The sequence below is a fragment of the Actinomadura sp. NPDC023710 genome, from assembly GCF_040639875.1.
Lineage (GTDB): Bacteria > Actinomycetota > Actinomycetes > Streptosporangiales > Streptosporangiaceae > Spirillospora > Spirillospora citrea.
Window position 1 is genome coordinate 1 of record NZ_JBFAGB010000024.1, and the last position, 13469, is coordinate 13469.

Sequence of the window (13469 nt, forward strand, 5' to 3'; positions counted from 1 at the left end):
GACCGAGCCGATAAAGGCACTGGCTTTTAACACGCTGTTGAGTTCTCAAGAAACGGACACCCACCGCGCTGGACCCGCTTTCGCGTTTCCCGCCCCGGGGCGACTCGTATTACTTTATCAGATCCGCTCGGACTGTCAATTCCGGGCTTTTCCGATACGCCATTCCGGTTCCGCTTGCGCGGTTCCTTCCCGGCGGTGGAGCTATTTCATCAGATCCGGCCCGATTGTCAAAACCGAGCCTTTCCGACCCACCACGGCACGCCGGGCACGGCGAGGCCGTGTCGGCTGTTTCGTAGGTGGTTTCCCCATGCTTCGGCCGGCCGCCATGCGGGCGTCCTGCATCCGTGAGGGGACGAGGGGTTAACTTACGCGGCCGGAGCGCCTCCGTCAAATCGGCGCCCCGGCGAGTTGCTCCTCTGCCAGGTTGCGGCGTATTGGGGGAACCTGGAGTGGCCTGTCACCATCTACCTAAGTAGATCACCCAGCCCAAGCAGGAGAGGTACCGACATGGCCTACCCACCCGCCCCGCCGCCGCCCCCGACCTCCGGCGCCGGCTCTCCTCCCCCGAACCATCTCGCATGGGCGATCGCGACCACGATCCTGTGCTGCCTGCCCGCCGGCGTCGTGTCCATCGTCTACGCCGCCCAGGTCAACTCCAAGTGGTCGGCCGGCGACCAGGCCGGCGCGCTCAAGTCGTCCAACAACGCGAAGACCTGGGCGATCGTGTCCGCGGTCCTCGGCGTGGTCGTCGGTGCCATCTACTTCGTCATCGCCCTGATGGGGAACAGCGGCAGCTGACCGATGACGGACGAGCCCCAGCCCGTCCCGCTCTCGCGGGGCGGGCTGGTCCCCGAGGTGCGAGGCGGCGGTCGACGGCGCCTCGCCGTCCGGTTGCTGCGGCCGGGCGGGGTGCTGATCCTCAGCGTCGCGGCCGTCTCGTACGTCGCCGCGGTCGACCCCAACGAGGCAGGGCACTATCCGACCTGCCCGTTCCTCGCTCTGACCGGTTTCCAGTGCCCAGGCTGCGGATCGATGCGCACCGTGCACGCGCTCGCCCACGGTCATCTCCAAGAGGCGTTCGGCCTGAATGTGCTGACCGTCGCGATGCTCCCGGTTCTGGTGTTCTTCTGGCTCCGTTGGGCAAGGGCCCGCGCCCTGGATCGTCCGGTGAGGACGAAGGTGGCGCACCCCGCACTGATCTGGATCCTGTTCGGCGCCATCCTTCTCTTCTGGCTGATCAGAAACCTGCCGGTCGGATCGGCCCTCGCCGCCTGACCACGACCGGCCAGGGCCGGGCGGACCCCGTCGCTCCGGGCGAGCTAAGGGTGGCCACTCCCCCTTGTCAGGCGGGTGGGACGTGCCGCCGCGGACCTTGCCTGAGCGGTTGCCGCGTCAGCTGCGCGCGGTCCTCTCTGCGTTGTCAGCAGGAGGGCCTGTGCGTTCGGCGAGATAGCCGTATACATACCGTCAGGTTCTTGTCGCTCTCGGGAAGCTGTGACGCCTGAGGTGGTCCGGAGACGTGGGGCCCAGGTGTTCCAGGGCTTGGGGCGTTGGCGTCGCGCTGCTCGGCGGGCCTTTCCCCTCGGGAGGTGATCCCGCCTGCCTGTTCCAGGCGGGTGACTCGCGGCGCAGGGCGGGAGGCCGCATTAGCCGCCCGGCAGCGCCCGGTCCGGCGGTGTTCTCGTTCGAGACGGTGAACGCGCTGATGGGTGTTCGGCCGCGGGTCGATAGCCCGGTTCTCGGACGCCGACGGGCGCGTCAGGCCGGGTCGGTGAAGGCGGGCGGGCGCTTGTCGAAGTAGGCGCGGACGGCCTCGACCTGGTTCGGGCTTCCGCGCAGGGCGCCGAGCGTCCGGGACTCCTCCAGGAACTGGCCGGCCAGATCGGCGTCGGCGGCGCGGTTGAGCAGGCGCTTGGCCCCGCGGACGGCGTCGGGGCTGTTGCCGGCTATCTCGCGGGCGAGTTCCGTCGCGGCGGCGCGGGGGTCGTCGGCGGTGCGGGTGGCCAGGCCGAGGCGGACGGCGTCCGCGCCGGAGACCCTACGGCCGGTGAAGGTGAGTTCCTTCGCGACGTCCTCTCCGACGAGACGGATCAGCGCGGCCGTGCCGGTCATGTCGGGCACCAGACCCCAGCGGATCTCCAGGACCGACAGGTGCGCGTCCGGGGCGACGATCCGGATGTCGGCGCCGAGCGCGACCTGCAGGCCGCCGCCGAGGGCGTGCCCGTGGACGGCGGCGATGACGGGCTGCGGCATTTCCCGCCACACGTGCACGGCCTGCTGTCCGAGGTTGGTGATGCGCCCCGGCTCGCGCGCGGTGATGTCGTCGGCGCGCCGCCCGGCGCCGTCGCCGGCCATGGCGGCGAATCCGGCGAAGTCCAGGCCGGCGCAGAACGCGCGGCCCTCCCCCGACAGGACCACGGCCCGGACGGAGGCATCGGCGGCGAGGGCGTCCCCGGCCTGGGCGAGCGCCTCGAACATGGGAAGGTCGAGGGCGTTCAGCTTGTCGGGACGGTTGAGCCGCACGTCGGCGACCCCCTCGTGGACGTGCACGGTGACGCGGTCGGTCATGGCGGGGTCCCTCTCATCCTCGCGGTCCTCTCCGGGGACGATTCCATGCGGCGCCCCGCCGGTCGAGGGCGACGGTCAGGTCACGGGGACGAGCCTCGCCCCGGTGATCCGGCCGTCGTCGATGTCCAGGAGCCCGAGGGTGCCGTGCGGCTGGCGGCGCCGGTCGGTCGGCGACCCGGGGTTGAAGATGCGGACGCCGTCGCCGGTCTCGTCCAGCGGGATGTGCGAGTGCCCGAACACCACGAGGTCGGCGCCGGGGAACCAGCGCCGCATCCGTGCGGTGCGGCCCCGGGCCTGGCCGCTGTCGTGGACCATCGCGACGGCGAGGCCGTCCAGGTCGAGTTCGAGACGTTCGGGCGCGCCCCACTCGGCCACGTCCGGCCCGTCGTTGTTGCCGAGGACGGCGTGGACGGGCGCGAATGCGGCCAGCTCGTCGAGGACTGACGCGACGCACACGTCGCCGGCGTGCAGGATCACGTCGGCGTCCCGCAGGTGCTCGGCCACCCGCGGCGGGCACGACTTCCAGCGCCGGGGCGCGTGGGTGTCGGAGATGGCCACCGCTCTCATGTCCTCCATTGTCCCGTAGGGCGCAGACCGGGCCGGATGCGGGACGGGCATCGGCGGTGTGCGGCCTCTACTCCGACGTCGAGGGCTCCGGGCCGGCGCCGGACGGCGCGGCGATGGGAGCGGCCGTGTCGTGGCGGGGAAAGGCGGGTGATTTTGCCACGGCAGGTCTCGGACACGCGTGGGAAACAACTGTAAGCACGCAGTCATTACTGCGGACTGAACTGCGGAGTTACGCTCGAATTCCTCGCGATCGTCCAGAAGGATTCGGCCGTACGCCCCCGGTCGTTCTTTCCGACACGGCGACCCAGCACCGCGAGGGCACAGTGAGGGCGGCCGGGCCCGAGGAGGATGATCACTCCCTTGCACCGGCCCCGGGCCCGGCCGCCTCTCCACCCGCCCGGGGCGGGTTACGGGGTCAGGTAGAGCTTGCGGTCGAAGACCCCGGAGCCCGGCGTGCTCTCACCGCGGGCGATGGCGGAGCCGCTGCCGGTGCCGTCGGACGGGCAGAGGCCGCTGCTTCCCGACTGCCGCACGAGCGTGATGTTGTCGGACCTGCCCTGCGCGTCGTCCTGGTTCGGCAGCGGGCGGTTCGGGTTGTCGCGGTTGTAGACGTCGAAGCGCAGACCGTCGGTGCTCCCCGTCCGGAATCCGTAGTAGCAGGTGACGGTGATGCCGAGGATCTTGCCCTCCATCTTGAAGCGAAGGCCGCCGCTGATGGACAGGGTGCCGTCCCGGCCGCCGGAGACCGGGTCGTAGGCGACGCTCCCGCTCTTGTCGGGCATCTGCCCGAGGTCGAGGTCGGTGGCCGGGGAGCTGAGGCCGTTGGAGGTCCGGCACGCGCCGATCGACGCGGCGGTCAGCTCGCCCGCGCCGGTGGACTGGACGGTGCCCTGCAGGTCGGCGCCGTCGCAGGAGCCGGTCACCTTCACGCCCAGGTAGTTGACGGAGAACGTGAGCGCTCCGACGGTGGCGACCTGCCAGTTGCCGGAGTAGGGCGCTCCGGTGGCGGTCTCCTGGCGGATCGTGGTGGTGGCGGCGGACGCGGCGGGCGCAGTCAGGGCCAGCGCGGCGGAGGCGGCCGCCAGAGACGCGGCCAGCCTGATGGGAGCCTTCACGGGGTTCCTCCTCGGGGAGAGGGATTTGCCTTTTTCTACCCGAGTGGCCGTGAAAAGCAAGACCCCGTTCAGCCGGATATTCACAGTCTAGAGAATTCCGCTAAACGGGGGCGGCCGGACACTAAGCTGACCGTGATATCGACCGAAGAGTTAAGCACTCTGTGCGCAGAAACGGGATGGCGCGCGGCCGGGACGGGAGGTAGGGACGGAACCCGGCCGCGCGCCTGGCCGTCAGTGGAACACGGGCTTCATCGCGTACACGCGGTTCGGCTTGTTGTAGCCGAAGAAGACGCGGGTGCCGCGGCCGGCGGGCGCGACCGCCAGCCCCTCGCTCTCCCCGGTCAGCGGGATGTCGATCGCCTCCAGGATCGTCCCTGCCCGGTCCAGCACGGTGATGGTGTCGTTGGTGTAGTAGAGGACCTTGTCGCCGGCCATCTCCAGGCCCTGCGGGACGCCCTGGTAGCCGAGGTCGAAGGTCGAGCGGACGGTGCCGTCGAGGTCGGTGAACGCGAACACGAACGGGCCCTGGTCACCCGGTCCGGCGTGCACGAGCAGGCCGTCGCGCCGGTTGTCGACCGCGACCAGGCCGGAGTTGCCGAGCGAGCCGAGGTCGATGGTGCGCACGACCTCCGGCTCGCCGCTCCAGTCCACGACGTTGACCTTGGTCGGGTTCGTCCCGCCGCCGGTGGCGACGTAGAGGAGCCCGTCGCGGTCGCGGACGCTGATCTCGGCGGCGTGCCCGACGGCGAGCGGCGCGCTCTCCTTGAGGGTGGTGCCGTCGCGGTCGTACTCGCGGATGACGCCGTGGCCGCCGCCCACGTCGAAGCCGACGTAGAAGCGGCCGCGGCGGTAGGCGAGGCCCTGCATATTGTCGGTGTGGGGGACGTTGAAAAGCAGGTCGAAGGTATAGGTGCGTCCGTCGGCCGCGGCGGGGCGGGCGCCGGCCAGGGCGGCGGCTCCGGCGAGCGTGGCGGCGCCCGCGAAGCCGAGGACTCTGCGGCGGGTGAGAGCGGCCTCGCCGAGTCCGGGTCCGTGCATCGTGCCTCCTTGTGGGGGGGTGGTGGGGAGGAAGGTCAGGGGCGGGCCGGCCGGGGAGCCTCCAGCGCCTCGGGGTTCGCGCAGTGCAGGAGGGGCTCGCCGCGCACGTGGCGGCCGACGTCGGCGGCGAGGATGCGGGCCGCGTTGGCGGCGGTCTGCTTGCTGGCCCCGGCCAGGTGCGGCGTGACGATGATGTTCGGGGTGGTCAGCAGCCGCGACCCGGCCGGGATCGGCTCCTCGGGGAAGACGTCGAAGGCGGCGGCGAACAGGTGCCCGGACTCGGCGGCGTCGCAGACGGCCTCGTAGTCCAGCAGCGACCCGCGCGCGCAGTTGACGATGATGGAGCCGGGCGGCATCGCGGCGATCTGCGCGGCGCCGATCATCCCCGTGGTCTGCGGCGTCGCGCGGGCGTGCAGGGAGACGATCTGCGCGCGCGCCAGCAGTTCGTCCAGCGGGACGAGTTCGGCGATGCCGGACAGGTCGCCGAGGTCGTCCAGGTACGGGTCGTGGACGAGCACGCGGGCGCCGAGCGCGGCGAGCGTCCGGGCGACGCGGCGGCCGACGGCGCCGCAGCCGACGAGCCCGGCGGTGCTGCCGTGGATCTCGATGCCGACGTCGTCGTACCGGTAGTAGTCGCCGCGCCACTGCCCCGCCATCAGGTCGACGTGCGTCTGCGGGATGCGCCGCACCGCCGCGAGGATCAGCCCGAGGGTGTGCTCGGCGGTGGCGCCGGCGTTGCGTCCGGGCGCGAAGCAGACGGCCACGCCGTGCTCGGTCGCCGCCTCCAGGTTGGCGTTGACGGGCCCGCCGCGGCTGATCCCGAAGAGCCGCAGGTCCGGTGAGGCCTCCAGGATCCGCCGGGTCAGCGGGGCCATCTGGGTGACGCAGACCTCGGCGCCGCGCAGCGCCTCGATGAGCTGCTCCTCGGTCCCGGACGCCTCGTCGACCTCGGCGACGCGCCCGAACGGCTCCACCGGCCACGGCAGGGTGACCTCCGAGAACGCCAGGTCGCCGGGCGCCTCGGCGCGCAGAGCGCCGATGAGCAGCTCGTTGCGGACGAAGAGGTCACCGGCCGCGAGCACGCGGGTAGTCATTCATCGCTCCAGTGGGGTGTTGAACTCCAGGAGGGCGGCCTCGCCGTCCCGGAGCCGGATCTCGGTCAGTGCGCAGTTGCCCAGCGACGGGAACCGCCGCCGGTAGTCCCTGAGCGGCACCCCCAGGAGCCGGCACAGCGCGAGCCGGATCGCCGTGGAGTGCGCGACGACCAGCACGCGGGCGCCCTGGTGCAGGCGGGCGATGTCGTCCAGGCACGCGGTGAAACGCCGGGCGGCCGCGGCCGGGTCCTCGCCGCCGGGCAGGTGCGCGGCGACGGGGTCGGCCAGGAACGCGCGCAGCTCCGCGGGGAACTTGCGTTCCATCTCCCCGCGGGTGAGCCCCTCGCCGTGCCCGAAGTCCAGCTCCCGGAGCCGCTCGTCGACGTGCAGCCGCGCGCCGATCGCCGCGGCGGACGGCGCCGCGGTCAGCCGGGACCGCGACAGGTCCGAGCACCACACCGCGTCGGGCCGGGCCGCGTCCGCCCACGCGGCCAGCGTGCGGGCCTGCTCCAGGCCGCGCGGGGTCAGCGCGACGTCGCTGATCCCCGCGTAGCGGTTCTCGGCGTGCCACTCGGTCTCCCCGTGCCGGACGAGGATGAGGCGCGTCATCGGGATGTCCTCTCGCGTGCGTGCGCGGCGGTCTCGGCGGGCAGCCACCCGCGCCGTTCCAGCTCACCGACCAGGCGCAGGTAGGGCGCGTCGAACACGCCGGTCTTCTCCGGACGCGGGTCGATGACCGCCTTGACGGCGACCATCCGCCCGGCGGTCTCGGCGACGTCGCGGCCCGGCGCGGCGGCGAGGACGGCGGCGCCGAGCGCGGGTTCGGCCTGCCGGGGCAGCACGACGGGGCGGCCGAGGATGTCGGCGCGCAGCTGGCACCAGTACCGGCTGCGCGCGGCCCCGCCCGTCAGGGTCAGGTCGCCCCCGGTGGGCGCGCCGAGCAGGTCGAGGTGGTCGAAGCAGAGCCGCTCCAGGTAGCCGACGCCCTGCAGGACGGCGGCGAAGTCGTCGGCCTCGTCGCCCGTCCCGTCCAGCCGGAACCCGCGGGCGTCCGGCGCGAGGAACGGGAACCGCTCCCCCGCCGGGACGAGCGGGTAGGCCAGCGCCGCCGCCGGTTCGCGCCGGGCGGCGCGCCGGTCCAGGTCGGCCAGGTCGCGGCCGGGGAAGTCGCGGGAGATCGCGCCGGCGCCGGTGCTGGACGCGCCGCCGGGCAGCCACCGTCCGTCCGGGGCCCTGTGGGAGTAGACGACGCCGAACGGGTCCTGGACGAGGTCGTCGCTGACGCCCTTGAGGACGAGGGTCGTCCCGAGGACGGAGTTCCACGACCCGACGGTGAGGCGTCCCGTCCCGAGCTGCGCGGCGCACCCGTCGGTGGCGCCCGCGACGACGGAGGTCCCCTCGGGGAGGCCGGTCGCTTCGGCGGCCGCCGCGCAGACCGTCCCGAGCGGCGTGCCGGACCGTTCCAGCGGCGGGAGCAGATCGGCGGGGACGCCCAGCGCGTCGAGGACGTCCGCGGGCCAGGCCTCGGCGACGAGGTCCGCCCCCGTCTTGAGCGCGTTGCTGAGGTCCGCGGCCACCGGGTGTCCGGTCAGCCGCCGGTTGACGAAGTCGGCCTGGTGGGCGAGGCGGGCGCCCGCGCGCGGGTGGTTCTCCAGGAGCCACAGCAGTTTCGGCAGGGCCCAGGCGGGCTGCATGCGCTGGTAGCCGAGGCTGCGCCACACCTCGCCGCCGGCCTCGTTGACCCGCTGGACGTGGTCGGCCGCGCGGGTGTCGTCGTACATGAGCGCCGGGGTCAGCGGCCACCCGCCGTCGTCGGTGAGCAGGATCGTCCCGGACGTGGCGTCGACGGCGACGGCCTGCACCGCCTGCGCCGGGACGTCGCGCAGCGCCTCCCGGCAGGCGGCTCCGACCGCCGTCCACCAGTCCTCGGGGTCCTGCTCGTGCCGGGGGCCGTCCCGCCGCCCGGTCAGCGCCCGGCTGCCGGCCCCGGCCACGTCTCCCGACGCGGTGACGGCGAGCGCGCGCACGCTCTGCGTCCCCAGGTCGACGCCGACCCACACCGCCTCGTTCTGGTCGGTCACCGGGCGCCGCCGTCCCGGCCGGTGCGGGCACGTGCCGCCGCGAGGGTCGGCCAGGCGGGCGCCGTGGCGGTGCGGATCGTCAAGAAGTCCTCATAGGTCTGGGCGTAGTGGGCGGCCCGGCCCGGGTCGGGCGCGTAGGTGTCGCCGGGTCGGACGTGGGCGTCGGCGGCCTCGCGGGCATCGGCGGCCCGCCCGGTGGCCAGGAGGCCGACGATGAACGCGCCGCGCGCGCCGGCCTCGCTGTCGGCCGACCGGACGACGGGGACCCCGGTGACGTCGGCCAGCATGCCGAGCCAGACGGGGCTGGCCGAGCCGCCGCCGCTGACCCGCAGCTCGGTGGGGCGGGTCTCGGCCGCCATCAGGCAGTCGCGCACGACCAGGCTCAGCCCCTCCAGGACGGCGCGGGCGATCTGCTCGCGCTCGTGGTGGACGGTGAGGCCGTGGAACGCGCCGCGCGCCTGCGGGTCCAGGAACGGCGCGCGTTCGCCCGCGGGCGACAGGTACGGCAGGAAGACCAGGCCGTCGGCGCCCGGCGCCGCCCGCGCCGCCAGCTCGGCGAGCTCCGCGGGCGCGGCGAGGCCGAGCACGCGGCACGCCCAGTCGACGACCTGGCCGCCCGCGAGCGTCGGGAAGGCCCGCAGGTAGCGGCCCGGCAGGCCCATCGCGACCGTGAGGCCGGACGGATCGCCGCTCAGGCGCGGGGCGTCCACGACCGTCTCCGTGCACAGCGTCGTGCCGAGGATCGTGCAGGCCTGGCCGGTGTCGACCGCGCCGACGCCGATCGCGGTGGACGCGATGTCGTAGGGGGCGAGGACGACCGGCAGGCCCTCCGGCAGCCCCAGCTCGTCCGCCGCGTCCCTGGTCAGGGGGGCGGCGCGCCGGTCGTCGCCGCGCAGGTCGGGCAGGAGCCGCCGCGCCCACTCCATGTCGTAGGCGCGGAGCAGGTCGTCCGAGAAGCGGAGCGCGGCGATGTCCAGGAAGGGCGCGGACGCGTCCGAGCCGTCCACCGCGATCCGCCCGGTGAGGCGGGAGAAGATCCAGCCGCCGCAGGTGAGGGACGCCGCCGACCGGGCGAGCCGGTCGGGGTCGTGCTCGCGCAGCCAGGTGAGGATCGCGTTCGGCAGGCCCGCGAAGTGCAGCGACCCGTTGACGCGGAACGCCCGCTCCAGCACGCCGGAGGCGGCCCAGCGCTCGACGGCCGGGGCGGCGCGGCCGTCGTTCCACAGGATCGCCGGGCCGGTGGGGGCTCCGTCGCCGTCCACCAGCCAGCAGCCGTCGCCCTGCGCGGTGAGCGCCAGGAAGTCGACGTCGCCGCCGACCTGGGCGAGCACCTCCCGGACGGCGTCGGCGACGGCCCGCCACACCGCGCCCATGTCCTGCTCGGCGTACCCCGGGGCGGGCCGGGCCACCTCGGTGGGACGCCGGGCGACGGCCAGTTCGGCGCCGTCCCCGGCGTACCCCACCGCCTTGATCATCGTGGTGCCCGCGTCGACGCAGACGACCGTCATCGGTTCCCCCGTCCGTTGCGTAGTGGTCCCATCCAACCCGGGCCGGTCAGGCGCGGCCGTGCGAGGCGCGCGAGCGGCGGGCGACCGAGTCCAGCGCCACGGCGAGCAGCAGCACCGCGCCGGTGACCATGAAGCGGTAGGACGAGTCGAGGTTCAGCAGCGTCAGCCCGCTGGAGATCGACTGGATGACCAGGATGCCGAGCAGCGCCGCGAACGCGTTGCCGCGCCCGCCGAACAGGCTCGTCCCGCCGATGACGGCCGCCGCGATCGCGTTCAGGTTGACGTCGCCGCCGCCGCTGCTCTGGTTGGCCGCGGCGAGGCGCGCCGCGGCGAGGATGCCGCCGATCGCGGCGAGCGTGGTGCACATGACGAACGCCGAGGCGTAGACCGTCTTGACGTTGATGCCGGCGCGCCGGGCCGCCTCGACGTTGCCGCCGACGGCGTACACGGACTTGCCGTACTTCGTCCGGGACAGGACGTAGTGCGTCACCAGCACGAGCGCCAGGAACAGGACGAACATCCAGCCGACCCCGCGGTCCCGGTTCAGGTACCAGACCGCCACGCCGAGGCCGACCAGCAGGGCGGCGCTGCGCAGGATGAGCGTGCGCTCCGTCGTCGCGGGCAGGCCCGCCCTGCGGCGCTGGGCCGCCCGGTTATGGCCCGTCAGGTACAGCCCGGCCGCGCCGACGACGACCAGCGCGTACGCGAACCACGGCGGGAGGAAGTCGAGCTGGGCGAACGTCACCAGCCGCGAGTCGAACGGCAGGTTGATCGATCCCTTGGGCCCGAGGACCCACAGCTGCAGGCCGAGCCAGCCGAGCAGCCCCGCCAGAGTGATCACGAAGCTGGGCACGCCGAGCCGGTTGAACACCTTCGCGTAGAACCAGCCCAGCGCGACGGCCAGGGCCACCGCCGCGGCGATCGCCAGCCAGGACGGCCAGCCGTGGTCGACGAACAGCACCGCGACGACGGCGGCGCTGAGCCCGCTGACCGACCCCACCGACAGGTCGATCTGCCCGACCAGCAGCATGAACATCACGCCGAGCGCGATGACGCCGACCGGCACGCACTCCAGCGCCAGGTTGACCAGGTTCGCGCTGGACAGGAAGACCGGGTTGAGGATCTGCATCACGGTCCAGATCACGACCAGCCCGCCGACCACCGGCGCGACGCCGAGGTCGCCGCCGCGGACCCGGTCGGCGGCCGCTGCCAGCGCGGCGCGCACGCCGCGGTCCCCGGGCTCGCCCGGCAGGCCGGTCTTGGTCTCCGGGGGTGCCATGAGGTCACTCATCGCCCGCTCCCTTCCTCAGGCCGCCCGGTGCGACCCGCTCGGGCCGATCGCCGGCCGGCTCGGGCTCGTCCGCGTCGCCGGCGGCGTCCCGCGCTTGCGCGGTCTCGGTCTTCCCGCCGGCCTCGCCGGGGGCGTCCGCCGCTTCGGGACGGAGTTTGCCGGCGCGGCGGCTCACCACGTTGTCGGTCGCGCCGGTGATGGCGGCGACCAGTTCCTCGGCGGAGGTCGTCCGCGCGTCGAACACCCCGTTGTTGCGGCCGAGGCGCAGCACCGCGACGGTGTCGGCGACGGCCTGCACGTCCGCCATGTTGTGGCTGATCATGAGGACGCCGTGCCCGCGCTCTCTGAGCCGCTCGATCAGGTTGAGCACCTCGGCGGTCTGCGCCACGCCGAGCGCGGCGGTCGGCTCGTCCAGGATGATGACCTTCGGGTCGCCGAGCAGCGACCGGGCGATCGCCACCGTCTGCCGCTGGCCGCCCGACAGCGCCGCGACCGGGACCCCCACCGAGGGGATCTTCGCCGAGAGCTGGGTGAGCAGCTCGCGGGAGCGGACCTCCATCGCGACGTCGTCCAGGCGCAGGGCCCGCATCTCGCGGCCGAGGAACAGGTTCTCGATCACGTTGAGGTTCTCGCAGAGGGCGAGGTCCTGGAAGACGGTCGCGATGCCGAGCTGCTGCGCCGCGGCCGGGGTGGGGATGCTCACCTCCCGCGACTCGAAGGTGATGGTCCCCGCGTCCGCGGCGTGCACGCCGGACAGGACCTTCACCAGGGTGGACTTGCCGGCGCCGTTGTCGCCGACGAGGGCGACGACCTCGCCCGCGGCGACGTCCAGGTCGACGCCGGTGAGCGCGGCGACCGCGCCGAACGACTTGCTGACGCCGCGCAGCGACAGCAGCGGGCCCGCCGCGCCGGCGGCCGGGGTGGGCGTTGGTGACATGACGAACCTCGGGAGATCGCTACTTGAGGCCGAGCTTGGCGCAGGCGGCCGCGTACTCGGCGGTGCAGACCTTGTCGGCCTTGAGGGCGCCGCCCGGGCCGAGCAGGACCTTGCCGATGTTGTCCTGGGTGACGACGGTCGGGGTGAACAGCTCCGACGGCGTGCCGAACAGCGTCGTGTTGCCCTTCGGGGTCTCGCCCTGGACGAACGCGTGGGCCGCGTTGGCGGCGGCCTCCGCGACGATCTTGATCGGCTTGGAGATCGTGTTGTACTGGTCGCCGGCGATGATCCGCTGCGCGGCGGCGAGCTCGGCGTCGTTGCCGGTCACCGGCGGGACGTCGGTGCCGGCGGCCTTGAACGCGGCGACGGCGGCGCCGCCCGTGCCGTCGTTCGCGGCGACGACGCCCGCGATCTGGCCGCGGAACTTGCTGATCTGGCCGCTGACCCACTGCTGGGCCTTGGCGGGCTCCCAGCCGGGAGTGTCGTACTCGGCGAGCAGCTTGAAGCCGCTCGGGTCGACCGAGCTGTGGATGCCCTTCTTGATGAGGTTCGCGGCCGCGTCCGTCGGCGAGCCGTTGACCTCCAGGATGCCGCCCTCGGCCTTCTCCTGCTTGAGGTGGTCGACCAGCGACTGGCCGATCATCGCGCCGATCTTCTCGTTGTCGAACGAGACGTAGTAGTCGGCCTTGGCCGCCGGGATGGGGCGGTCGTAGGCGATCACCTTCACGTCCCGGGACTGCGCCATCCGGACGATCGACGCCGCCGCGGCCGAGTCGACCGGGTCGATCACGATGGCCTTGACGCCCTGGGCGAGCACCGAGCTGGCCTGCTGCTGCTGCTTGGAGGCGTCGGCGCCGGCGTTCTGGTAGAGCACCGTGCAGCCGCCGCACAGCTGCTTCATCTTGGCCTTGAACAGCGGGGCGTCGTAGAGCTCGTAGCGGGTCGAGGCGATGTCGGGCATGAGGAACGCGATCTTGGCGCTCTTCGCGTCGCCGCCGCCGGACCCCGCGCTCTTGGAGGAGCACGCCGCGGCGGGGGCGAGCGCGGCGAGCGCCGCGGCGGCCGCGGCGACCGTCCTGAGAGAGGGCTTCTTCACAGAGTTCTCCTCGGGGGTGCGCCCGTGAAGGGGGCGATGGAGCCGATGCGGCGTCCGCTCGACCGGGATCGGCGGCCACCGCGGGGAGAACGTAACATTCCGAACGTTAGAAGTGTCAATACATGGGCGTTAACTAACACGGATGATCGTGAAGATGATCGTTCCGGGAGTCAG

Annotated in this window: 12 protein-coding genes and 1 pseudogene; 2 read left to right on the forward strand and 11 right to left on the reverse strand. The window is 73.1% G+C overall.

The window, feature by feature from the left end:
- The first annotated feature begins 507 nt into the window (after positions 1-507).
- Both AB0H37_RS26135 and AB0H37_RS26140 read left to right on the forward strand, forming a co-directional pair.
- A complete protein-coding gene (locus tag AB0H37_RS26135; protein ID WP_179835341.1) occupies positions 508-798 on the forward strand; it encodes a CD225/dispanin family protein in 291 nt (96 codons plus the stop codon).
- 3 nt (positions 799-801) lie between these two features.
- Positions 802-1275 (forward strand): DUF2752 domain-containing protein, encoded by a 474-nt coding sequence (locus tag AB0H37_RS26140; protein ID WP_360615836.1) that lies wholly within the window; start codon positions 802-804, stop codon positions 1273-1275.
- Positions 1276-1758: 483 nt separating this feature from the next.
- Here AB0H37_RS26140 and AB0H37_RS26145 read toward each other — a convergent pair whose 3' ends face one another.
- The 11 genes and pseudogenes from AB0H37_RS26145 to AB0H37_RS26195 form a co-directional block, all read right to left on the reverse strand.
- The gene (locus tag AB0H37_RS26145) at positions 1759-2568 is read right to left on the reverse strand and encodes a crotonase/enoyl-CoA hydratase family protein (protein ID WP_360615838.1); all 810 of its coding nucleotides are present in this window, start codon (positions 2566-2568) and stop codon (positions 1759-1761) included.
- 75 nt (positions 2569-2643) lie between these two features.
- Positions 2644-3135: a metallophosphoesterase family protein gene (locus AB0H37_RS26150; RefSeq protein WP_329089954.1), complete on the reverse strand. Its 492-nt coding sequence runs from the start codon at positions 3133-3135 to the stop codon at positions 2644-2646.
- Between the two features lie 407 nt (positions 3136-3542).
- Positions 3543-4250 carry a hypothetical protein gene (locus AB0H37_RS26155; protein ID WP_360615840.1) on the reverse strand — a complete coding sequence of 236 codons (708 nt, stop codon included), beginning with the start codon at positions 4248-4250 and terminating at the stop codon, positions 3543-3545.
- A 231-nt stretch (positions 4251-4481) separates the two neighbouring features.
- Positions 4482-5288 carry a hypothetical protein gene (locus AB0H37_RS26160; protein WP_360615842.1) on the reverse strand — a complete coding sequence of 269 codons (807 nt, stop codon included), beginning with the start codon at positions 5286-5288 and terminating at the stop codon, positions 4482-4484.
- Positions 5289-5323: 35 nt separating this feature from the next.
- Positions 5324-6382, reverse strand: a complete 1059-nt coding sequence (locus AB0H37_RS26165; protein WP_179835346.1) for a 2-hydroxyacid dehydrogenase — start codon at positions 6380-6382, stop codon at positions 5324-5326.
- Positions 6383-6991 carry a histidine phosphatase family protein gene (locus tag AB0H37_RS26170; protein WP_329089948.1) on the reverse strand — a complete coding sequence of 203 codons (609 nt, stop codon included), beginning with the start codon at positions 6989-6991 and terminating at the stop codon, positions 6383-6385.
- Positions 6988-8463, reverse strand: coding sequence for an FGGY family carbohydrate kinase (locus tag AB0H37_RS26175; RefSeq protein ID WP_360615844.1), 1476 nt, complete (start codon positions 8461-8463; stop codon positions 6988-6990). The genes AB0H37_RS26170 and AB0H37_RS26175 overlap by 4 nt, the downstream gene beginning before the upstream one ends.
- Entirely contained in the window at positions 8460-9971 is a 1512-nt protein-coding gene (locus AB0H37_RS26180) for an FGGY-family carbohydrate kinase (RefSeq protein WP_360615846.1), read from the reverse strand. Before AB0H37_RS26180 ends, AB0H37_RS26175 begins: the two co-directional genes overlap by 4 nt.
- Before the next feature lie 46 nt (positions 9972-10017).
- Positions 10018-11262, reverse strand: a complete 1245-nt coding sequence (locus AB0H37_RS26185) for a sugar ABC transporter permease (RefSeq protein ID WP_218935196.1) — start codon at positions 11260-11262, stop codon at positions 10018-10020.
- 154 nt (positions 11263-11416) lie between these two features.
- Positions 11417-12199, reverse strand: a pseudogene (locus tag AB0H37_RS26190) (ATP-binding cassette domain-containing protein); the annotation flags it as partial.
- A gap of 19 nt (positions 12200-12218) precedes the next feature.
- Complete coding sequence (locus AB0H37_RS26195) at positions 12219-13295, reverse strand: substrate-binding domain-containing protein (protein WP_179835351.1); 1077 nt, start codon at positions 13293-13295, stop codon at positions 12219-12221.
- Positions 13296-13469 lie beyond the last annotated feature (174 nt).

What these genes read in the sequence shown, in the direction of transcription:
- AB0H37_RS26135 (WP_179835341.1), top strand. Translation starts at nt 508, where the DNA reads ATGGCCTACCCACCCGCCCCGCCGCCGCCCCCGACCTCCGGCGCCGGC.
- AB0H37_RS26140 (WP_360615836.1), top strand. Translation starts at nt 802, where the DNA reads ATGACGGACGAGCCCCAGCCCGTCCCGCTCTCGCGGGGCGGGCTGGTC.
- AB0H37_RS26145 (WP_360615838.1), bottom strand. Translation starts at nt 2,568, where the DNA reads ATGACCGACCGCGTCACCGTGCACGTCCACGAGGGGGTCGCCGACGTG.
- AB0H37_RS26150 (WP_329089954.1), bottom strand. Translation starts at nt 3,135, where the DNA reads ATGAGAGCGGTGGCCATCTCCGACACCCACGCGCCCCGGCGCTGGAAG.
- AB0H37_RS26160 (WP_360615842.1), bottom strand. Translation starts at nt 5,288, where the DNA reads ATGCACGGACCCGGACTCGGCGAGGCCGCTCTCACCCGCCGCAGAGTC.
- AB0H37_RS26165 (WP_179835346.1), bottom strand. Translation starts at nt 6,382, where the DNA reads ATGACTACCCGCGTGCTCGCGGCCGGTGACCTCTTCGTCCGCAACGAG.
- AB0H37_RS26170 (WP_329089948.1), bottom strand. Translation starts at nt 6,991, where the DNA reads ATGACGCGCCTCATCCTCGTCCGGCACGGGGAGACCGAGTGGCACGCC.
- AB0H37_RS26180 (WP_360615846.1), bottom strand. Translation starts at nt 9,971, where the DNA reads ATGACGGTCGTCTGCGTCGACGCGGGCACCACGATGATCAAGGCGGTG.
- AB0H37_RS26185 (WP_218935196.1), bottom strand. Translation starts at nt 11,262, where the DNA reads ATGAGTGACCTCATGGCACCCCCGGAGACCAAGACCGGCCTGCCGGGC.